A 20,900-nucleotide genomic window follows, 5' to 3' on the forward strand; every position below is an offset into this window, starting at 1 on the left:
TCGATGAAGGCGATCATGGCTTGGACCGGCGGTCGAGCTCCGCCATCGCAAAATAAGCGCTCGCCTTGCGCAGGATCTCGTTGGCCTGCCGAAGCTCGCGGTTCTCCCGTTCCAGGGCCTTCAGCTTCTCGGCCCTGTCGGTCGGAACGCCGGCCCGCTGCCCACTGTCGATCTCCGCCTTCTTGACCCAGTCATGCAGCGTCTGCGGCGTGCAGCCGATCTTGGCCGCAATCGATGTCACCGCCGCCCAGCGCGAAGGGTGCTCGCCGGCGTGATCCAGAACCATCCGAACCGCTCGGGCCCGGACCTCGGGTGAAAACTTGTTCGTCGTCTTGCTCGTCGTGGCTCCATCCTCTCAGGAGTTGGAGCCTCCGGCAAACCCGGGGCGGTTCAGCTGCGATCGTAATGACAAAGCAGATTGGTCGCGCTTACGGCGTCTGAGTGAAGCAGCTGAGGAACAATAGAAAGCGGGACGAACGTTGCCGGATGAACATGGTGGCGGCGGGTCGCCGCCCCCAAACGGTTTCGGGCATCGATGCAGAAGGGGCCGTTCAAACCGTCCAAGAGGAACTAACGCTGAAGCCGACCTTTAAGAGCTCAAGCCGCCGCCCGATTCCAGAGAACCAGTGGAGCTAAGCTACCTCGCTCGCCCGATTGCGTAGCAGTAACCCGGCGGAAACCAGTCGCGACTAAGCTTGTCATTGCGCTCGTGAACTGGTCGAGCGCGCTAGGCATGGGCAGGTCGAGCCCCGCTCGCCCGGGGTGAGCGTGCTTCCTTGATCGAGAGAGATGTGCATCAACAAGATCAACTGGGACAAGGTCGATCGCGTGACCGAGCCCGGCCGCTATAGGTGCTTTTTTGGCTATCTAACCGTCACGTCAGACGACATTGAAGTGTGGACGCGCTTTCCCAACGCGACGTTCACCCTGATCACGCAGATGGCGGACGAGCAGTCGATAGGCGATGAGTATCGTCTGGGCGCATTCGACATCGGCGACCCGCAAGGCTAGCAATGCCGCCCTCGGTCAGGTGATTACGCCGCCACCTGCCCAGGCTTCGCACGCCGCTCAAGAGCATAGATGGTCGACAGGAGGTTGTCGCGCCGCGCGCGGAGATTTAGCGCAAGAAGCGGATAGGTTGGCTTCCGCACGTCGAACACGCCTGCCTTGGCTTCCTCTTCGAGGATATCGGAATTCATAAGATCAACGCGCCACCACAGATCGGCTATGAGCGCGCTGAGCTGCAGTTCCCCGGTGATACCGGAACGGGACACTTCTTGCATCGTTTGCCTCAACCTGAAACAGCCACTCCAAGGGAAGTGGGCTTTGGTCTTGACTGAGCAAACAGAGTGCCAAGGAAAGCCCTATGGGGTCAGGTTCCAGAATTAACTTCCAGAGCTACGATCAAGCTTAACTCTCGGGTTCGATTGCCGTCGGCCTCGAATACGGTAGCTTGGCATCGGACATTGCCTGCGTCCGGCTTTGCGACTGCGAGGTCGACACGGTGTGCCGGCGCGCTTTTACTGCGGATACCGCGAGCTTCCTTGTGACGAATGAACCGACCGACGATCCGCTCGATCTTATTGAGATACGAGAACAGATCAGGGTATTGCGATCGAAGCACTCCCACAATCTTCCTCTCACTGCCATCTTGAACGCTTCCTCGTGAAAATCTCATTTCTATCAGAGCCGAGGGATGCCGCGCATATGCGACATTTGCGGTCTGAATTCGGGCGAACGCTGCAAACAGTTGAAGCGATCCTCTCGCGCTGCCACTCAACGAAGAAGTCAGGCGTCCTTAAGCGACCCAAGTCACACTAGCGCAGGACTACTTTCGCCCGCGTGCGTGGTGGTGATGGGATGCCGTCGCGAAGTCGTCCTCGTTGTTCGTAGCGGTGCCTTCGCAGCAAGGGAGGAGGAGCCACCCTCTCGGTCGCGGCCTTGGTCGTTAGTACAGGCACACGAGCTCACACTCGACACGGGCCAGCCACAAGTCGGTGCGGAAGTCAGCCTGTGACTCAAAAGAGACGTCAACCTGAGTGCGGTCCAACCGTGCTCAAAGGACCTCCGCAAGCAGAAGGCCGGCATTTCTTCCGGCCATACGGCTCGAACATCTCTAGCAGGTCTTTCCAGACATCTGCGCGGCCCGAGATGTGCACCCCGCGCCCGCCCTCGGCATTGATTTAGCTTTGGTTGCGCCAGCGGTTTTCGCCGCAGATTTGGTCGAACCAGCCGTGCTGGTTTGAGCTTGGAGACTGGTCGTGCATGAAAGCCCGAAGAACAACACTGTTGTTGCGCATAGCAATTTCTTCATTTGCAATCTCAATTTCAAAAAGGAATGTGAGAACGCGCTCAGCTTACTCCCTTATCTTCGTATGTCACGCCGGGCTCGCTTTCTTGTTCGCTCGGATCGGCGTCATTGCGAGCGCTGAACCGGCATGATGTCCCCGAAACTTAATCCAAAGGGAAGAGAGGTGGAATTGGAGCCGGCGCAAACTGAAAAGGGATGAGTGAAAGAGGCCGCCTACCGAGGCGGCCTCTGGGCTGAAAGCAGCCGCTCGCTTAAACGCGGGCAGCGATTGCATTCAACGTAGCACTCCGGGGCTGGCAAGAGCGCTAAGCCGCTACGGCTCTCCCGCATTAAGTTCTGTGAATGTGTCCTAAATTCAACTGACCGGAGTCATCGCAAAGAAAAACCGAAATTAGCGCTGTGGACCCCCACGCGACATGTCAGCCAGCCCTGCTGTCCATGTCAGAGGAGCTGCCATCCATTCTGCAACAGTCAGCCGATTTCGGTTAATGAAACAACGATTTACGTTGCTCCGAGAACACGGAGGCGTAGCATCGCTGATGCCGGGGCTGGTCCATATTTCACCTAGTTTTTTTTAAACCCGGCGGGCTGCAGCATCGAAAGAGCTGTGGCCCTTTTAGTCGGTGGCCGCGCTGTATTCCGACAGATTGATTTCGAAAAGGAAGAAGCCCCGCCAGGCACGTTAGCTAGCGGGGCTTCCAGCCGAAAGTCGCAGTGAGTTCACCATTGCGACCGAGGAGTATGAATATAACGAGGTTTACACTTTGTAGCGGCGGCTGCGTAGCGTGCTGGTTGGGACGGGGCCGCGGGGGACATACGCGGCCTTGTGCTCGGGGTGAGAGCCCGCCAGCTAGCCAGCCCCGGCGGCGCTCTCCCTCAGCACAAGGTTCAGATTAATGACTCGTGATCTGTGATTTAGGTCATATTGCCGCTGATCGATCGCCCGCAATCATGGCTCCACCGGGCTGGCTCAATATTTTACTTAGACCTATTTCACCCGGAAATTTTTTGACAACAAGGCCGCAGCAGCCCCCTGCTGCGGCCTTTGTGTCCACGGCGCTTAGCGTGATCAGTCTTGCGGCCGTACTTGTGTACCAATGACTTCGGCGTCTTGCGCCATTGGAGAAGGTCTTATGTCCAAAGAGAAAAATTGCCTGATCGTTCGTGCTGCGGGAAGACAACTGGACCTTTTACGCGGCGAAGCCTCCCGCATCGCGAAGGGCAGTAGCCTCGACTGGTGGAGCGATCAGGCGGAGGTCGGCACTCGCTTCTGCTTCGAGAATACAAAGGCAAAAGAGTCATTCGCTCTCGCTTGCGACAACTTCGGGATTCCCTGCCAAGACGGCTAGCCCGCGCTTTGACATCTGACGAGTGGGCCCGCCAGCGTGAACCGGCGGGCCTCGATTTTCGAAGGCGAATTGAACCTTTACACTCCACGCTCATACTCATGGGTATCCGGGATTTTTGTTAATCCCGTCCCGGGGCTGGACGGATATCAAGCCGCCGGGACAAGGTATTGCGTGCCCGGCGGTCTAATTTGGCTTGTCGGTTCGGAGAGCACCATCGGATCAGGCGCGCAGGGGCTCCCCATGCCAAGCGACCCGATAGTTGTGCTCCAGCTCGTCCAGCATTCTGGACAGGTGCAACACGGCAAAGCACAGCTCTGGCCGCGTGCCGTCGTCCGCTTCCGAGATCAATTGCGCGGTGATCCTGCCCATCATAACGCAACGGCTGATCGGCGTTTCCAGGTCGCAGAAGGCCTTACCGCGGAGCGCTGCGGTTCATCCTCGGTGATCGGCCAGGCATCGGCAGCTAGATGATGTTGCTCATGCCATCACCGTATGCTGCCAGAGCCAGCCGGCCTCCTCCAGAAGGCCGTCTTGGTCGTCGCCAGTCCCTCATAGCGGCCGCCGTCGGCCAGGAGCCCCCGCCTACCCCTCAACTCCGGATATGTGCCACTATTGCGTGTGTTCTAGCGTGAGCGGGGCATCACATGGTCATCGGAGACAACCGCCCAGACGTAACCCCAGGCGGATCTGTGCAAAAACTTGTAAGACGGCTCGCTGCCGTTCTTGCATCGGACATTGTTGGCTACAGCGCAATGATGGGCCGCAATGAGGAGGGCACACAAGTGCAGTACCCAGACTTCGTCGTTCCTTAGCATGGCCGAGTGCGGCAAGCAGGCACGCAATGCAGATTGCATCCCTTCGAACGACTGTTCGTCTATGGGTAACGCCTACGTCCAATTCACGGACTCGTTGGTGCTATCTGTAAAGAACAAGGAAATGACCGAAGCGGAAGCGATGCGTCGATATGCAGAGTACAAGACTTCCCTAAGCCAACCATGGTCTTCTTGACGCTCTTGAAGACCGGCTTATCTACGCGCCAAAGCAAGATGCTGCCGATTGGAAAGCCTCGATAGACGCTCTCGAGCAGCTCTAGTACTTGCTTTTCCTCCCAGACGAAGTCTCGTTGAAAGGGGGGGACGCGGTAGTCACCGCTACGAATTCGTCGGAAGATAGTCGGCAGATGCTGACCTTGCCCCTCGGGCTTAATCCAGTTTGAAGTTCGTTCTGGCCCAAGACGAGGACCAGAGCATGAAGCGCAAGCGATTTACGGAAGAACAGATCATCGGGATTTTGAAGGAGCACGAAGCCGGGGTTCCGGTCGCCGATCTCTGCCGCAAGCATGGTGTCAGCGATGCCAGCATCTACAAATGGAAGGCCAGGTTCGGCGGAATGGACGTCTCGGAGGCCAAGCGACTGCGGTCGCTGGAAGACGAGAACACGAAGCTGAAGCGGCTTCTGGCAGACGCCATGTTGGACAATGCGGCGCTGAAAGATCTCCCGGGAAAGAAGTGGTGACGCCCGCCGGGAAGCGGAAAGCTGTCGCTCATCTGGTGGATGCCCATAGGATGAGCGAACGGCGGGCGTGTAAAGCCATCGGCTGCTGCCGCATGACCATGAGATATCGGACGACCCAGGCTGACGATGCCGGCCTTCGCCAGCGCATGCGGGCGATGGCCCAGGAGCGGCGCCGCTTCGGCTCTCGGCGGCTGCATGTTCTGCTCAGGCGGGAGGGATATTTGATCAACCACAAAAAGCTCTTCCGGCTCTATCGAGAAGAGAAGCTAACGGTGCGTCGCCGTGGTGGCCGCAAGCGGGCGATCGGGACCCGGGCGCCGATGCTGTTCCGATGATGCCGAACGACCGGTGGTCGCTCGATTTTGTGTCGGACCAACTGACCTGCGGCCGCCGCTTCCGCATCCTGACCGTCGTCGATGATTGTACCCGCGAGTGCCTGGCGCTGGTGGCCGACACCTCGCTCTCCGGCACCCGCGTGGCGCGGGAACTCGACCGGCTGATGATCGAGCGTGGCAAGCCCAGCATGGTGGTCAGCGACAACGGCAGCGAGCTCACCAGCAACGCCATTCTCGCATGGGCCGACCAGAGCCGTGTCGCGTGGCACTACATCGCGCCGGGCAAACCCATGCAGAACGCCTTCATCGAGAGCTTCAACGGTCGGCTGCGGGATGAGTTTTTGAACGAGACGCTGTTCACGTCATTGGCCCAAGCCCGCGTCGCGCTTGGATGCTGGCGGGCCGACTACAACGATACGCGACCCCACTCGCAGCCCGGATGGAGAACCCCGTCCGGGTTCGCCATGACCTGTCACCCGCGCCGGGATCTGGCGCTGCGCTATGCCGAAGGCTCCGCGCCAGCTCCCGTCGCTCCCACCGCCCAACACGGCAAATCCAGCGGGCAAGGACGAACTCAGAACTGGATAAAACCTGGGGGCAAGGTCAATGCTCCACCGAAGGAGTTGGAGGTGCGGTGCTAGTCTTCTTCATGTCTGACCTTCAGCGGGTGCAGCCTGTAAGCTCTCGCCGGATTGCGGCTGATCCTGTGATTTTGTCTCGGGGGGCTGCTCGGCAACCGCTGGAGCAGTCGCAGCGACAACTGGTTGTATCTCTGAAGCAGATTTTTCCGCAGACTGCTGGGCGATCACGGTCTTCTTCTCCTCTGTATCTTCGTACAGCTGCAAAATCATCCCTTCCAATAGGTGCAGCGTGTGGCTCCTGCCGGGTGGTTGGCGGAGGGAGAGGAGCTGGGGTCGAACCTTCTCCGCCTGTTTGGCAGCCGGCTGGCACCCGGCGCTCTCGACAATGCTCGATGCGACCAGGGCCAAATGGCCCCGTCTTGAACCGCAACGCCGAACCACAAAGCTGCGTCATGGTGGCTGCTGTTGATCGGGCCTGCGCTGCTGGGATTCCGGGTTGCCACCGCCAAGCGATATGAGACGATTTGGCGAGAGTTTTCGGTTACGCCACGTGCTTGGGAGCCATTGGCAGGCGGTTTGATAGGGCTCAAGCACCGACTGCCCACTGAAAAAGTCCGCCCAACAATCAACCGGGCTGCGGCGCTGGTCGGCTGGGGTACCGTTCGCTGCCCTTCGAAAGGAGGTAGAACGTAGTCGTGATAAGCGTTCATCTACTCCGGGTGCTGCTGACAAGCTCGTCAAATATCTCCGCTCGCTCTTCGGTTGAGCCATAGAGAAGCGCTTTGCGAAGCCAAATCCGGCCATCGGAGTCAAGAAGATAAATGAGACGGCAGGATTTCACACCTGGACGTCATCTGAGATCAGCACTTACCGATTGCATCATACGATGGGAACGAAGGCGCGTTTGGCGCTCGAGATTATGCTGAACATAGGGGCTCGACGTTCCGATGCGTGCCGGATTGGGCGTCAACATGAATCTGGCGAGTATCTTGAGTTTGTGTCTTGGAAGGGGCGCAACAAGGAGAAAACACGCAAATTGATCGTTGCCCGATTTACCAGAGAGCTGAGAACTGCACTTGATCAAACTCCGACAGGTGATCTCAGTTATTTGGTGAATGACCACGGTCGCCCGTTCACCATCGCCGGCTTTGGCAACAAAATGAGAGAGTGGTGCGACGCTGCGGGACTGCCAAGGTGTAGTTCACACGGGTTACGGAAGGCCAGTGCCCTAGCCATGGCGGAGAGCGGCGCAACCGCGCCAGAGCTCTGTGCTCTATTCGGCTGGTCGAAATTAGAGACCGCTGAGATCTACATCCGCGGAGCCAGGAAGCGCATCCTGATCGACAACGCGTTCACTCGATTGGACGAACATCGAAAGCAGAAAAGTGTCTCACTAAGGGGACGGAAACCCGCCGGTGGGACAAATGGAGCAAATTAATATGAAATATCAAAAGCGAAATAGTGCTATGGTGGGCCCGGCAGGACTCGAACCTGCAACCAGACCGTTATGAGCGGCCGGCTCTAACCATTGAGCTACAGGCCCCGCCGCGAGACGGCCGCGAAAGCTGCTGCCGGCAACGGTGCGCGGTTCGTTTACAGGGACGGAGGCGGGGGTGCAATGCTGGCTCGGGCGGATGGAAACGCCGGTGCGGCAAGGCTTGGGATTTTCGAATAACCGAAATTTGCGATGATGCCATTATAGTCCTGTTTTGCCCGCCGGCGCAAGGCCACCTCGCCGAGCCTTCGCCCCCGCCCTCTGGCAATCGCGCCAGGTGGTTCGGTTTTCGATTCTGTAACCCCTTGTGATCGCTAGATCTTTCTACTGTGCATGGGGTTGTTTTCGCAAATTTTGTTGGGAGGGGTCTTCCGATCCCCTCCGATGTCGCGTTGGCGCGCTGCAGGCTGGCGGCAGTTCCCCGGCGCTAGTCCACCGACACCCCGGCGAACTCCACCACCTTGCGCCACTTCTCGGTCTCGTCGGTGACCAGCTTGCCGAACTCGGCCGGCGTCATCGGCTTGGGGATGCCGCCGGTCTCGGTGAGGCGCGCGACCAGCTTCGGGTCCTTCAGCGCCTCGTTGACGGCCTTGTTGAGGATTTCGATCACGTCCTGCGGCGTGCCCTTCGGCGCGGAGATGCCGTAGAAGCCGACCGATTCGAATCCGGGCAAGGTCTCGGCGATGGCGGGCACGTCGGGCACGCTCGGCCAGCGCTGCGGCGAGGTGACGCCGAGCGCGCGGACATTGCCGCCCTTGGCCTGCTCCATCGCGGAGGGAAGGTTGTCGAAGATCAGCTGCACCTTGTTGGAGATGATGTCGGGGAAGGCGATCGCAGATCCCCGATAGGGCACGTGCACCATGTCGCACTTGGTCATCACCTTGAACAGCTCCGCCGACATGTGCACCGAGGTGCCGTTGCCGGACGAGGCAAAGGAGATCTTGCCTGGATTGGCCTTGCAGTAATCGATGAACTCCTGAACCGTCTTCGCCGGAAACGCGTTGGAGACGACCAGCATGTTGGTGAGCTGCATGATGCTCGCGACCGGCACGGTGTCGCGCAGGAAGTCGAACGGCAGCTTCTTGTACAGCGAGGTCGAGATCGCGTTGTTGGGCGCGACGAACAGCAGCGTGTAGCCGTCCGGCGGCGAGGCGATCGCGGCGCCCGCCGCGATGTTGCCGCCGGAGCCGGCCTTGTTCTCGACGATGAATTGCTGGCCGAAGCGGTCCGACAGCCACTGCGCCATGATCCGCGCCACGATGTCGACCGGGCCGCCGGCGGAGAAGCCGATGATCCAGTGCACGGGGCGGTCGGGATAAGCGGCGGAGGCGGGAGGTGCGGCGCCCAACAGCGTTGAAAGGAAAACCAGCCCGAAAACACTGTTACGCAAAATTCGCAACATGACGCCTCCCATTGTTCTATTGTCGTTGGACTGCATGCTTTCACAAAATCGGGGCGCTGCCTACATCGCCGCAAGTCGATGTTGACGCGCCCCCGCCGGGACCGACCATGAGATTCGCTTTTCTTTTCCTTCTCGGCGCGGCGCTGCTTTCAAGCCCCGCCGCCGCTCAAACCGGAGGCAACGCCATTCCGACCACGACACCCAGCCTGACGATCAGCTTGGGCACCGCGACGCCTGGCGGCGGCTTTCCGCTCTATGGCAACGCCTTTGCCCAAGCGATGAACGCGGCCGATCCGCAAGTGATCATCGCCCCGCGCAACACCAAGGGCAGCAACGAGAACATTCCGCTCTTGGAGAAGGGCGAGCTCGATCTCGCTCTGGTCGCGGGCGAGCCGGCCTATGAGGCCTTCGCCGGCATCGGCCGCGCGCCGGTAAGGTTGAAGATCCTCACGGCGATCTATTCCAATCCCGGCATGTTCGTGGTGCGCGCGGACAGTCCGTACAAGACCATCCGCGATCTGGTCGGTCAGCCCGTCGCGTTCGGCGCCAAGGGCTCCGGCCTGCCGATCCTGGCCCGCTATGTGCTCGATGGTCTCGGGTTGAAGCAGGACGAGGACTTCAAGGCGATCTACCTCGACCGCGCCGGCGACGGCCCCGCGATGGTCGAGGATGGCCGCGTCGCAGCACTGTGGGGCGCCGGCATCGGCTGGCCCGGCTTTGCAGCGGTGGCCTCGAGCGCGTCAGGCGCGCGCTTCATCGCGCCCAGTGCCGAGGAGATCGCCCGCATCCGCGCCAAGCGCGCGTTCCTCAAGCCGCTCACCGTGCCGGCCGGCAGCTATCCGAACCAGTCCGAGCCAATCGCCTCGCTGGGGTCCTGGAGTTTTGTCCTGACGCGCGAAGATCTGCCCGACGATATCGCCTATCGCCTGGCGAAGACGCTTCACGGTGTCGAGCCGCCATTCTGCAAGCAGCTCGCGCAGGCCTGCGAGACCACGGCCGCAAACACGGTCGCCGCCGCGCCGAAGCCGGAGCTGATCCACCCCGGCGTGATGAAGTATTTTCGCGAGATCGGGGTGGTGAAGTAGGGCGCGGCTGTACCCACAATCGTCATGCCCGGGCTTGTCCCGGGCATCCACGTTCTTGGCGCAGCATGAAAGATCGTGGATGGCCGGGACAGGCCCGGCCATGACGTGGCGGCTAGCTTGCGTCGCCCATCACTTCTTCACCATCGCGCATGCCGGGTCCGGCGGGCCGAACGCCTTGTCGCCCGAGATCGTCGTGAGGATCTTGTAATAGTCCCACGGATATTTGCTCTCCTCCGGCGTCTTCACCTGCACCAGCCAGAGGTCGTGCACCATCAGATTGTCCTCGCGCAGTTTGCCGTTGCGGGCGAAGAAATCCTCGATCGGCTTTTCCCGCATCTTGGCTGCGACCTTGAGCGGATCGTCGGTGCCGGTCTCCTTGATGGCGTTGAGATAGTGCATCACGCTCGAATAGACGCCGGCCTGCCACATCGACGGCATCTTGTTCATCTTGGCGAAGTAGCGCTTCGACCATTCGCGGGTCTTGTCGTCCAGGTCCCAATAGAACGAGGTCGTCAGCAACAGCCCTTGCGCTGCCTGCAGGCCGAGGCCGTGGATGTCGGTGATCAGCGCCAGCAGCGCCGCCATCTGCTGGCCGCCCTTGAACACGCCGAACTCGGAGCCGGTCTTGATCTCGTTCATGTTGTTGGGCGGACCCGCCGCGATGCCGATGATCTTGGCCTTGGAGGACTGCGCCTGCAGCACGAACGAGGAGAGGTCGGGCGTTGCCAAGGGTGGCTTCACCGAGCCCAGCACCTTGCCGCCATTGGCGGTCACCACCGCCGAAGCGTCGCGCTCCAGCGAATGGCCGAAGGCATAGTCGTCGGTGATGAAGAACCAGCTGTCGCCGCCGCGCTTGACCACGGCGTCCGCGGTGCCGACCGCGAGCGCGCGGGTGTCGAACACCCACTGGATCGCATAGGGCGAGCAGAATTTGCCGTGGAAATCCGCGGTGCCGGTGGAGTGGGTGATGAACAGCCGCTTCTTCTCGTTGGCCATGTTCTGCACCGCGAGCCCGACCGCGGAGACCGGCACGTCGACGATCAGATCGACCTGGTCGACGTCATACCAGCGCCGCGCAATCGCGCCGCCGATGTCGGCCTTGAGCTGGTGGTCGCCGACGACGATGCTGATCGGCTTGCCGAGCACGGTGCCGCCGAAATCGTCGATCGCCATCTGCGCCGCCGTCACCGAGCCCTGGCCGGTCGGCGCCGAGGCCGGACCGTTCATGTCGGTGAGCACGCCGATCTTGACGACGTCGTCGGACACCTGCGCCATCGCAGCGCCCGGCATCAGCGCTGCCAGGAACGTTGCTGCAAAGCCGGCAGCAACCGGCAGTCCAAATCTTGTTGGCTTCATGCTTGTCCTCCCCTGATCCGGCGCATTGGCCGGTGTGCCCTCCGGGTATGGCCCGGCTGAATTGGTTTCTTTTGCAACTATTTGGGGGCGGGCGTCAACGTCAGGCGGCGAAGCGGATTTGTCCGGCCGGCGAGGGATCGTAGCCGGTCAGCTCCCCGGCGCGCTGGAGCAACCGCTTTTCGCTGAGGAACCGAATCAGGCCCTGCATGGCGGGGCGGAAATAGCTGCGCTGCCGCATCGCGAGATCGAAATTCTCCCAGACCAGCGGCACGAAATCGAGGCCGGCCGAGCGCGCCGACGCACGCGTCGCGATTCCGCAATCGGCTTGTCCCGCGCGGACGATCTCGGCGAGATCCGGCCCGGTCAGGGCGGGCGTCTTGATCCGGCGCAAATCGCGCGTCGAGGCGCCGGCGCGCTTGAGCAGCACGTCGAGCAGCATCTGCGCGCCCGTGCCTTGTTGGCGCATCGCCACCTTGGCCCCGAGCGCGAGCACGTCGGAAAGGCCGCGCAGCCGCTTGGGATTGCCCGGCGGCAGCACGAGACCCTGCTCGCGACGCACGAACGCGACCAGCAATGCATCATGCAGGTCCGGAGCGTCGCGCAGGACGGTTGCATTGGCGTCGGCGGCGAGATTGCCGTCGGTATCGAGGCTGTGGAAGTGCATCGCCACGGCCATCACCTCGTCGCGCTGCAAGCGCTCGAGCCCGCGCGCGCTGCCCTCGCTCATCGATCCCAGGCCCGAGCCGGATTCGCGCAGACCCCAATCCAGCAGCTCGTCCTGGCTGCCGCCGACGACCGGCGGCGGCTCCGCAATCAGCATGCCGGCCGGGCGCGCCAGTCCGGACAGCACCCAGAGGTCGAGCTCGTGCCGCGGGAAGAGCCACTTTCCGGTCACCTTGGTGCATGGGATCGCGCCGGTGGTGACGAGTTCGTAAAGCTTGCGTTCGCCGAGCCGAAGATAGTCGGCGGCTTCGCTGGTCGTCAGGAATTCCATCCTGCATTCCTATGCAAATTCTTGCTTCTTTTTGGAGTTCGACGCAGGTGGAATTCTGCATTTCCAGTTTTGTCCGCCACGACCATGCCCGATCATCTCGCTGCTTTGCAACACATCCCACGCGCGATCTCTGCTTTGGTGAACGATCCTGAATCGCTCGCGCGGAACGGATCTTGCGGCTGTCGCGCGCAACAGCAATTGGCGTGCCGCTCCGCGCGTTGCCGAGATTTCCCGAGTCGTCGGCGCCCGACGCGAAGGGTAAAGTCTGTCGCCGGTAGTGGTTTGACCCGCGCTCTATCTGTTGTTGTCCGCATCCGACGCTGCAACGAGCAAACGCGTCACGAGTGCGGCGCAATCGATCATCATCATGAGCGCGTCATAGCCAGTGGGAACCCGAACATGGCCGTCCGCCGCCTCTCCGTTGCACTCGCGCTTCTCTGCGGCCTTGCCGCAGGCGTTGCGGCGTCATTCGCGGAGGAACGCGAGATCGTGCTGGCCACGACCACAGCGACGCAGGAGTCCGGCCTGCTCGATTACCTGCTGCCGATCTTCCGTGACAAGACCGGCATCGACGTGACCGTGATCGCGCGGCGCGCCGACGAGGTGCTCGAGGGGGCGCGAAGGGGCGAAGTCGACGTCGTGCTGATGCATGCGCGGCCGCAGGAGGAGAAATTCGTGGCCGACGGTTTTGCCGCGAAGCGCTTCGACGTGATGTACAACGACTATGTGCTGATCGGGCCGAAGAGCGATCCCGCCGGCGTCAAGGGCAAGGACATCGCGACCGCGCTGAAGGCGATCGAGGCCAAGGGCGCGCCGTTCATGACGCGCGGCGACCGCTCGGGCACGCATGCCGCGGAGCTCGCGCTCTGGATCGTCGCCGGCATCGACATCGCCCGCACCCAGGGTGCCTGGTACCGCGAGGCCAAGCAGGACATGGCTTCCGCCCTCGATGCAGCGCGCGTGGCGAACGCCTATGTGCTGTCCGACCGCGGCAGCTGGATCGCTTTTCGGGAGCGCGGCGATCTCGACATCGTCGTCGAAGGCGACAAGCGGCTGCTCAATCAGTACGGCGTGATGCTGGTGAACCCTTTGAAGTTTCCGAACGTGAAGAAGGAGTTGGGGCAGGACTTCGTCGACTGGCTGATCTCGCCCGACGGACAGGCGGCGATCGCCGGATACAAGGTCGACGGACAGCAGCTGTTCTTCCCCAATGCGGACAAGTCGGGCGGCTGACGTTCGTATCGCGAGCGGTTGCCAAACCGGGCGATGCATGATCCATCATGGCGCATGACCCAGCGCCTGCCGCCATCGCTGACGCCGCTCGACACCGCGCTCGCCGCGTTGCTGACAGGGCTTGATCCGCTCGCGCCGATGGAGTTGCAGCTGATTGAAGCGGCCGGCTGCATCGCGGCGGGCAATCCGCTGCTCGCGGCCCGGCCGTCTTGTGACCTCGCCGCCGCGGACGGCTGGGCGTTATGCGCCAATGATCTGGTCGGCGCGTCCTCCTATTCACCGCTGCCTCTCGCAACAGCGCCGGCCTGGGTCGAAGCCGGCGACGCAATGCCGGCGGGATGCGACTGTGTGCTCGATGCTGACGCGGTCGAGGTGTCTGGTCTGCTCGCCCAGGTGTTGGCGGAGGGCGTGCCGGGGCAGGGCGCCAGGCGCGCTGGAAGCGACATCGACGGACGAACGCCTGCCGCGGCAGAGGGGAATCCGCTTGGTCCTGCCGCTCTGTTGCTCGCGCGTGCCGCCGGACTGGACCGGCTGAGCGTGCGCCGCCCGCGACTGCGCATTGTCAATGGATCAGGTGCAACGGTGACCATGCATTTGATCGCGGACATCGCACGCGCCGCAGGACTGGATGTGCAAACGAGCGAGGCCGGCGCGCGAGACGCGGGATCGATCGCGGAGGCGTTCGGGGCGCCCACCTGCGATCTCCTGCTGACGATCGGCGGCAGCGGTGTCGGTCGCAAGGATGCAGCGGTTACGGCGCTGGCCCAGCGTGGTGATGTGATCGCCCATGGTCTTGCGCTCCAGCCCGGACGCACCGCCGCGATCGGGCGGCTCGGAGCCATTCCTGTCGTCGCCTTGCCCGGATCGCCGGATCATGCGCTTGCGGTCTGGCTCGCGCTCGTGCTGCCCCTCGTCGACCGGCTGTCCGCGCGGCTGCCGCGCCGACGGATTGCCTTGCCGCTCGCGCGAAAAATTGCATCCAGCGTCGGCATCGCCGAAATGGTCCTGCTGGCCGAGGAACATCATGCGTGGGTGCCGCTTGCGGTAGGAGAATGGCCGCTCCAGGCAATCGCCCGCGCGGATGCATGGCTGCTTGTTCCCGCCAGTCACGAGGGATTTGCAGCGGGCGCGCCTGTCGATGCCTATCTGATGTGGGAATGATATGGGTTCAGCATGACCATGATCCCGCAATCGCAAGTCCGCAGCGCGCTCGAACAGGAACAGTTCCTCAAAATCCTTTCCCGCGAGGAGGCCCTGGCTCGCTTCGAGGCCGCGCTGTTCCCGCGCGCTCTTTTAAGCGAAACGCGCAAACTCGGTGCTGCGCTCGGTGCGTCGCTCGCTGAAGACATCACTGCGCCGATCGACGTGCCGCCGTTCGACCGTTCCAATGTCGACGGCTTTGCGCTGCGCTCGGCGGACCTTGCGACAGCCGGCGAAGGCGCGCCGGTTCGCCTCGGGTTGAATGGCGAGACTATTCACTGCGGCACCGTCCCGGCGCTGCAAGTGGCGGCGGGAACGGCAACGCCGATTGCCACCGGCGGTCCGCTGCCGCGCGGTGCCGATGCCGTGGTCATGGTCGAGCATACCCAGCCGGCGGGATCGGGTGCGATCGACGTCCGTCGCGCGGCCTCGCCCGGGCAATTCATATCCTACGCAGGATCCGATATCGCGCGCGGAGAGGCGCTGCTACGCACCGGCACAATTATCGGCTCGCGCGAGGTCGGCATGCTGGCGGCTTGCGGCATTGCCGAGGTGAGCGTCATGCGCAAACCTCGTGTTGCCGTGATCTCCACCGGCGACGAACTGGTTCAGCCCGGCGAGGTGCTCGCGCCCGCTGCGATCTACGATACCAATGGCGCGATCGTCACTGCTGCGATCGACGAGAACGGCGGTGAGGCGGTTTTCCTCGGCGCCATTCCCGACGACGACGCTCAGCTCGAAGCCGCCATGCGGCGTGCGCTGGCGGACGCCGACTTGCTGGTGCTCTCCGGCGGCACGTCGAAAGGCGCAGGCGATCTCTCTCATCGCATTATCGGCCGGCTCGGCCAGCCCGGCATCATCGCGCATGGCATTGCGCTCAAGCCCGGCAAGCCGCTGTGCCTTGCGGTGTGCGACGGCAAGCCGGTCGTGATCCTGCCGGGTTTTCCGACCTCGGCGATGTTCACCTTTCACGACATGATCGTGCCGGTGCTGCGCAAAATGGCCGGACTGCCGCCGCGCTCCGATGCCAGGGTCAACGCGACCGTGCCAGTGCGCATTGCTTCCGAGCTCGGCCGCACCGAATTCGTCATGGTCTCGCTGGTAGATGGCAAGGACGGCTTGATCGCCTATCCCTCCGGCAAGGGGTCCGGTGCGATCACGTCGTTCGCGCAGGCCGACGGCTTTCTGCGCATCGACGCGCTCGCCGACCAGATGCCGGCCGGGAGCGAAGCCGAAGTGACGCTTTTCACGCCGCATGTGCGGGTGCCCGATCTCGTGATCGTCGGCAGCCATTGCACCGGCCTCGATCTCGTCACGGCGCAACTTGCGCATGCCGGCCTGACCGTGCGCTCGATCGCGGTCGGCAGTCTCGGCGGACTTGCGGCGGCACGGCGCGGCGAATGCGATCTGGCGCCGATCCATCTGTTCGACGACAAGAGCGAGACTTACAATACGCCTTACCTCGTCGAAGGGCTCGAGCTCGTGCCAGGCTGGCGGCGGATGCAGGGCATCGTGTTTCGCAAGGGCGACAAGCGTTTCGAAGGCCACAGCGCGAAGGACGCCGTCGTCGCGGCGCTCGCTGATTCCTCCTGCATCATGGTCAACCGCAACCAGGGCGCCGGCACGCGCATCCTGATCGAGCGGTTGCTCGGTGGCGCGCGCCCGGAAGGCTACTGGAACCAGCCACGCTCGCACAACGCGGTGGCCGCGGCGGTCGCACAGCACCGCGTCGACTGGGGCGTGACCATTGCGCCGGTCGCCCATGCGGTCGGCCTCGGTTTCATTCCGCTCGCGGAGGAACATTATGACTTCGCGTTGGTGACGGCGCGCAAGCAGCGTCCTGCGGTACAGGCCTTTCTCGCCGCACTCGGTTCGGACGAAGCGCGCGCCGCGCTGGAGCGGGCCGGATTCCGGCCGGCGTAGAGCTTGGTTAGGACGCCGCATCCAGTGCGGCCAGCCGCTCGGCTTCCGCGATATCCTCGACCGTGTTGGCATTGAAGAACGGATCGAGCGGCTCCGTCGGCCACGTCACCGTCGCGAGCGGATAGCGTGCGGTCCAGCGGTCAATCTTGCGGAGATCCTCGACCACCAGCGCGTGACGCAGTTCGTCGCGCAAGCCAACCCGCCACAAGCCGATCACCGGATGCGACTGGCCACCTGACGCCGCAACGGCGAGCTCGGCATTCGCCGCGATGCGTTCTTCATGCAAGCGCGCGATCAAATTTCGCGGCAGGAACGGACAGTCGCCGGCGGCACTGAGCACCCATTCCACCTCAGGCCGGTTCGCCGCGGTCCAGTCGAGCGCGGCAAGGATGCCGGCGAGCGGACCGGGAAAGCCGGGCACGTCGTCGGCAACGACCTGCAAACCGAACGGAGCGAAGCGGTCGGGATCGCCGTTGGCATTGAGGATCAGGCCGCTGCATTGCGGCTTCAGGCGTGCGATTACGCGTTCCAGGATGGTGCGGCCGGCGATGGTGCGCATCGGCTTGTCGCCGCCGCCCATGCGCCGCGCGAGGCCGCCGGCGAGCAGCACGCCTTGCGTGGTCGGAAAGCTAATCGTCACCACTTTCACCCTTGCGCTTGTGCTTGGCCGATTCCTCCTCGACATAAGCGAGGTTCTGGTCGTAGACGATGCGCTCTGCCCCCGACAACGCGATGAACCGTTTGCCGCGTGCGCGGCCGACCAGGGTCAAGCCCACCTGCCGGGCGAGATCGACGCCCCAGGCGGTGAAGCCGGAGCGCGACACCAAAATCGGAATTCCCATGCGGACAGTCTTGATCACCATCTCGGAGGTGAGCCGTCCGGTGGTATAAAGGATCTTGTCGGATGCATCGACGCCGTGGCGGTACATCCAGCCTGCGATCTTGTCGACGGCGTTGTGACGGCCGACATCCTCGGTGTAGCAGAGCGGCTCGCCCTCTCTGCACAGCACGCAGCCGTGGATCGCGCCGGCCTCCAGATAGAGCGAGGGCATGGTGTTGATGGTCTGGGTCATCTGGTAGAGCCAGGAGGTACGCAGCTCCGCCTTCGGCAACGCGACGCTCTCGACCGCCTCCAGCAGATCGCCGAAGGCGGTGCCCTGCGCGCAGCCCGATGTCTGCGTGCGCTTCTTCAGCTTGGCTTCGAAATTGGTGTGGTGCTCGGTGCGCACCACCACCACCTGCAGGTCGTCGTCGTATTCGACCTCGGTGACCGCGTCATTATACTTCAGCATATTCTGGTTGAGCAAATAGCCCAGCGCCAGATACTCCGGATAGTCGCCGATCGTCATCATGGTGACGATCTCCTGCGAATTCAGGTAGAGCGTCAGGGGGCGCTCCACCGGCACCTTGATCTCGATCCTGGCGCCGGACTGGTCGGTCCCGGTCACGCTCTCGGTGAGACGCGGGTCGTCCGTGTCAGGGACGATCAGGGGCGTTGGGGCTTTGTCGATTTTCATCATGGCCGCGACGTTAGCATGACATTCGGGTCAAGCCGATATAAGCATGCTAGCGAGAGAACGAAATGCCGCCTATTCGTCATTGCGAGCGAAGCGAAGCAATCAAGGCTGCCGCCGTGGATGCATTCCTGGATTGCTTCGCTGCGCTCGCAATGACGGAGGAGAGGGTGGTTCCATCAAGGACCGGGTCGCTCGCGGAGACGGAGCTGGAATGAAAGTCATCGGCCTTGCAGGCTGGAGCGGTGCGGGCAAGACCACGTTGTTGACGCGGCTGATCCCGCATTTCCATGCGCTTGGCTTGCGCGTCTCTGTCATCAAGCATGCGCATCACCAGTTCGACGTCGACGTGCCCGGCAAGGATTCCTGGCGCCATCGCGAGGCCGGCGCGGCCGAGGTGCTGGTTGCTTCGTCAAATCGCTGGGCGCTGATGCACGAATTGCGCGGAGCGGCGGAGCCGCGTCTGCCGGAACTGTTGAGCAAATTGTCGGCCGTCGATCTCGTCGTTGTCGAGGGTTTCAAGCGCGAGCCGCATCGCAAGATCGAGGTGCATCGCGCCGCCAACGACAAGCCGTTGCTGTTTCCCGATGATCCCGGAATTTTCGGGATCGCGGCCGATGTCGCCATTGAAACCCGACTGCCGACCGTCCATCTCGACGATATCGCCGCGGCCGCGGAATTGCTGCTGCGCGCGGCGATGCCGGTCGAGGAAGCGGTCGCGAAAAGCGCCGCGATGCGCTGACGAGGCACCATGGCGCAACTGTCGGACGATTGTTTTGCCTTCGGCGGACCGATGATGTCGGTCGACGAGGCCGTTGGTCTCATCACGACGCGCGTCAACGCGATTGTCGATCTCGAAGCCGTGGCGCTCATCGATGCCGATGGGCGCGTGCTGGCTCGAGATATCGCGGCGCCGCTGCCGTTGCCGCCCTTCACCAATTCCGCTGTTGACGGCTACGCCGTGCGCAACGCAGATCTTCCTGATAGCGCCGAGCGGGCACTCCCGCTCGACGGCCGCATCCAGGCCGGCGGTCTGGCACTGGCGCCGATCAAGGCCGGCCGCACCGCGCGCATCTTCACCGGCGCGCCGATGCCGCCGGATGCCGAAACCGTCTTCATGCAGGAAGACGTCCGCGTCGACGATGCCGGCCGAATTGTGCTGCCGCCGGGGCTGAAGCCGGGTACGAATGTCCGCCCTGCGGGAGAGGACATTCCCCAAGGCCACATTGCGCTGCGCGCAGGCCAGCGCTTGCTGCCGCAGCATGTCGCGCTCGCGGCGGCGTTCGGCCTGGTCAGGCTCGACGTCGTCAGGCGCATCCGTGTCGCGGTGTTCTCGACCGGTGACGAACTGGCCTCGCCCGGCGAGCCGCGCGCGGCCTCGCAGCTGTTCGACTCCAACCGCTTCATGCTGATGGCGATGCTGCGCCGGCTCGGCTGCGACGTCAGCGATCTCGGCATTTTGCGCGACGAACGTATCTCGCTTGCGAATGGCCTCAAGCAAGTCGCCGGCACGCACGATCTGATTCTCACCACCGGCGGCGTATCGACCGGGGAAGAGGATCACGTCAAGGCGGCAGTCGAGAGCATCGGCTCGCTGGTGTTGTGGCGGATGGCGATCAAGCCGGGACGGCCCGTGGCGATGGGCATCATCGAGGGCACGCCGCTGATCGGATTGCCGGGCAATCCCGTCGCGAGTTTCGTCACCTTCGTGCATGTGGTGCGGCCGACGGTGCTGGCGCTTGCGGGCAGCCTGCAGGCGCCGCCGTTGCCGATCCCGGTGCGCGCGGCGTTCACCTACAAGAAGAAGGCGGGTCGTCGCGAGTATGTTCGCGCCTCCTTGCGGCGCATGCAGGACGGCGCACTCGAGGCAATCAAGTTTCCACGCGAGGGCGCGGGGCTGTTATCCTCTCTGGTCGACACCGACGGCCTCATCGAGCTCGATGAGGAGGTTACGCGTGTCGAGCCGGGGCAGAGCGTGGGTTTCTTGTCCTATGCCGATTTGCTCTGAGTCTGAGTGCTATGTTGGCGCTGTCCAAGCGTTGACGCCATCGACCCCTCGCGCCATGTTGCGCCGATGACCAGAACGACGCTCGATCTCACCGGATTGAAATGCCCGCTGCCCGCCCTGAAGACGCGCAAAGCGCTGAAGCCGTTGCAGCCGGGCGATCAGCTCGAAGTGTACTGCACCGATCCCCTGTCGGTGATTGACATTCCGAACCTGATCCGAGAGACCGGCGACACGGTGGAGATCACCGAGCGCAACGACGCGCGTATCGTGTTCTTGATTGAGAAGGCCAATCGATCGATAGAAAATTTCAATGGTGCGCCGCCCACTTAGCCGGCGGTCACTCGGTTGATACCTACCTTTTGTCTATCGACATCGATCACCACTTCTGCCCCAATTGAGTTCCTCCGCCGAGACGCGGAGGTCGAGTCTTGCCTGCGATGTGCGGAGCAAATGGGCCATCGAAAGAAGCCCGGCCGTGGCGTCGGGCATAGCCCCCGAGGTTAGGGGTTTAACGTCTCGGATGCGCGTGACGATCCTGGCGCGCGTCGATCATTGTGCGGAGCAGCAGGGACAAAGGCTGCGCTGCAGGCTGAGGAACA

The 20,900-nt window shown here is 62.7% G+C and carries 18 protein-coding genes, 1 tRNA gene, 2 pseudogenes and 1 other annotated feature; of the genes and pseudogenes, 11 read left to right on the forward strand and 10 right to left on the reverse strand.

The window, feature by feature from the left end; genetic code table 11:
• Window positions 1-59, reverse strand: a sequence feature (AL1L pseudoknot). This feature is flagged as partial in the annotation.
• A pseudogene (locus N551_RS0116310) lies at window positions 1-286 on the reverse strand (transposase); the annotation flags it as partial. (Overlaps the previous feature by 59 nt.)
• 503 nt (window positions 287-789) lie before the next feature.
• Between N551_RS0116310 and N551_RS0116315 the strand changes: the two are divergent.
• Entirely contained in the window at window positions 790-1,011 is a 222-nt protein-coding gene (locus N551_RS0116315) for a hypothetical protein (RefSeq protein ID WP_027567834.1), read from the forward strand.
• A gap of 23 nt (window positions 1,012-1,034) precedes the next feature.
• On the opposite strand, the gene N551_RS0116320 is transcribed toward N551_RS0116315, so the two are convergent.
• Complete coding sequence (locus tag N551_RS0116320; protein WP_027567835.1) at window positions 1,035-1,283, reverse strand: hypothetical protein; 249 nt, start codon at window positions 1,281-1,283, stop codon at window positions 1,035-1,037.
• Window positions 1,284-3,444: 2,161 nt separating this feature from the next.
• On the opposite strand from N551_RS0116320, the gene N551_RS0116325 reads away from it, so the two are divergent.
• Window positions 3,445-3,660 (forward strand): hypothetical protein, encoded by a 216-nt coding sequence (locus N551_RS0116325; RefSeq protein WP_027567836.1) that lies wholly within the window; start codon window positions 3,445-3,447, stop codon window positions 3,658-3,660.
• 898 nt (window positions 3,661-4,558) lie between these two features.
• On the opposite strand, the gene N551_RS39685 is transcribed toward N551_RS0116325, so the two are convergent.
• Window positions 4,559-4,924, reverse strand: a complete 366-nt coding sequence (locus tag N551_RS39685; protein ID WP_197031151.1) for a DUF262 domain-containing protein — start codon at window positions 4,922-4,924, stop codon at window positions 4,559-4,561.
• Here N551_RS39685 and N551_RS35555 point away from each other — a divergent pair.
• Window positions 4,909-6,151, forward strand: a pseudogene (locus tag N551_RS35555) (IS3 family transposase). The gene N551_RS39685 and the pseudogene N551_RS35555 sit on opposite strands and share 16 nt — an antisense overlap.
• Window positions 6,152-6,157: 6 nt before the next feature.
• On the opposite strand, the gene N551_RS39150 reads toward N551_RS35555, so the two are convergent.
• Complete coding sequence (locus N551_RS39150; RefSeq protein WP_155809736.1) at window positions 6,158-6,361, reverse strand: hypothetical protein; 204 nt, start codon at window positions 6,359-6,361, stop codon at window positions 6,158-6,160.
• 616 nt (window positions 6,362-6,977) lie between these two features.
• Here N551_RS39150 and N551_RS37040 point away from each other — a divergent pair.
• Window positions 6,978-7,529, forward strand: a complete 552-nt coding sequence (locus N551_RS37040) for a tyrosine-type recombinase/integrase (protein ID WP_371180065.1) — start codon at window positions 6,978-6,980, stop codon at window positions 7,527-7,529.
• A 29-nt stretch (window positions 7,530-7,558) separates the two neighbouring features.
• Here N551_RS37040 and N551_RS0116350 read toward each other — a convergent pair.
• Window positions 7,559-7,634 (reverse strand) — tRNA-Ile (locus tag N551_RS0116350).
• A gap of 379 nt (window positions 7,635-8,013) precedes the next feature.
• Window positions 8,014-8,988: a tripartite tricarboxylate transporter substrate binding protein gene (locus tag N551_RS0116355; protein WP_035961474.1), complete on the reverse strand. Its 975-nt coding sequence runs from the start codon at window positions 8,986-8,988 to the stop codon at window positions 8,014-8,016.
• Between the two features lie 107 nt (window positions 8,989-9,095).
• Between N551_RS0116355 and N551_RS0116360 the strand changes: the two genes are divergently transcribed.
• The gene (locus tag N551_RS0116360; protein WP_027567840.1) at window positions 9,096-10,073 is read left to right on the forward strand and encodes a TAXI family TRAP transporter solute-binding subunit; all 978 of its coding nucleotides are present in this window, start codon (window positions 9,096-9,098) and stop codon (window positions 10,071-10,073) included.
• A gap of 129 nt (window positions 10,074-10,202) precedes the next feature.
• Here the strand turns inward: N551_RS0116360 and N551_RS0116365 are convergent, their stop codons facing one another.
• On the reverse strand, window positions 10,203-11,429 hold the full coding sequence (locus tag N551_RS0116365) for an ABC transporter substrate-binding protein (RefSeq protein WP_027567841.1): 1,227 nt from the start codon (window positions 11,427-11,429) through the stop codon (window positions 10,203-10,205).
• Between the two features lie 100 nt (window positions 11,430-11,529).
• Window positions 11,530-12,423 carry a helix-turn-helix transcriptional regulator gene (locus N551_RS0116370; RefSeq protein ID WP_027567842.1) on the reverse strand — a complete coding sequence of 298 codons (894 nt, stop codon included), beginning with the start codon at window positions 12,421-12,423 and terminating at the stop codon, window positions 11,530-11,532.
• 399 nt (window positions 12,424-12,822) lie between these two features.
• Between N551_RS0116370 and N551_RS0116375 the strand changes: the two genes are divergently transcribed.
• The 3 genes from N551_RS0116375 to N551_RS0116385 are packed head-to-tail and all read left to right on the forward strand — an operon-like array spanning window position 12,823 to window position 16,779.
• Complete coding sequence (locus N551_RS0116375; protein WP_027567843.1) at window positions 12,823-13,656, forward strand: substrate-binding domain-containing protein; 834 nt, start codon at window positions 12,823-12,825, stop codon at window positions 13,654-13,656.
• 54 nt (window positions 13,657-13,710) lie between these two features.
• Window positions 13,711-14,817, forward strand: coding sequence for a molybdopterin-binding protein (locus N551_RS0116380; RefSeq protein WP_027567844.1), 1,107 nt, complete (start codon window positions 13,711-13,713; stop codon window positions 14,815-14,817).
• A gap of 12 nt (window positions 14,818-14,829) precedes the next feature.
• Window positions 14,830-16,779, forward strand: coding sequence for a molybdopterin biosynthesis protein (locus tag N551_RS0116385; protein ID WP_027567845.1), 1,950 nt, complete (start codon window positions 14,830-14,832; stop codon window positions 16,777-16,779).
• 7 nt (window positions 16,780-16,786) lie between these two features.
• Here the strand turns inward: N551_RS0116385 and mobA are convergent, their stop codons facing one another.
• Complete coding sequence (mobA, locus tag N551_RS0116390; protein ID WP_245287785.1) at window positions 16,787-17,464, reverse strand: molybdenum cofactor guanylyltransferase MobA; 678 nt, start codon at window positions 17,462-17,464, stop codon at window positions 16,787-16,789.
• Window positions 17,409-18,299: a formate dehydrogenase accessory sulfurtransferase FdhD gene (gene fdhD / locus N551_RS0116395; RefSeq protein ID WP_027567847.1), complete on the reverse strand. Its 891-nt coding sequence runs from the start codon at window positions 18,297-18,299 to the stop codon at window positions 17,409-17,411. Before fdhD ends, mobA begins: the two co-directional genes overlap by 56 nt.
• Before the next feature lie 208 nt (window positions 18,300-18,507).
• Between fdhD and mobB the strand changes: the two genes are divergently transcribed.
• The 3 genes from mobB to N551_RS0116415 all read left to right on the forward strand — a co-directional run bounded on the left by mobB (window position 18,508) and on the right by N551_RS0116415 (window position 20,631).
• A complete protein-coding gene (gene mobB / locus N551_RS0116405) occupies window positions 18,508-19,035 on the forward strand; it encodes a molybdopterin-guanine dinucleotide biosynthesis protein B (RefSeq protein WP_027567848.1) in 528 nt (175 codons plus the stop codon).
• A gap of 9 nt (window positions 19,036-19,044) precedes the next feature.
• Entirely contained in the window at window positions 19,045-20,301 is a 1,257-nt protein-coding gene (glp, locus tag N551_RS0116410; RefSeq protein WP_027567849.1) for a gephyrin-like molybdotransferase Glp, read from the forward strand.
• A gap of 66 nt (window positions 20,302-20,367) precedes the next feature.
• Window positions 20,368-20,631 (forward strand): sulfurtransferase TusA family protein, encoded by a 264-nt coding sequence (locus N551_RS0116415; RefSeq protein WP_027567850.1) that lies wholly within the window; start codon window positions 20,368-20,370, stop codon window positions 20,629-20,631.
• The last annotated feature ends 269 nt before the right edge of the window (window positions 20,632-20,900 follow it).

Origin of the sequence: Bradyrhizobium sp. URHA0013 (genome assembly GCF_000518345.1) — a bacterium.
GTDB lineage: Bacteria > Pseudomonadota > Alphaproteobacteria > Rhizobiales > Xanthobacteraceae > Bradyrhizobium.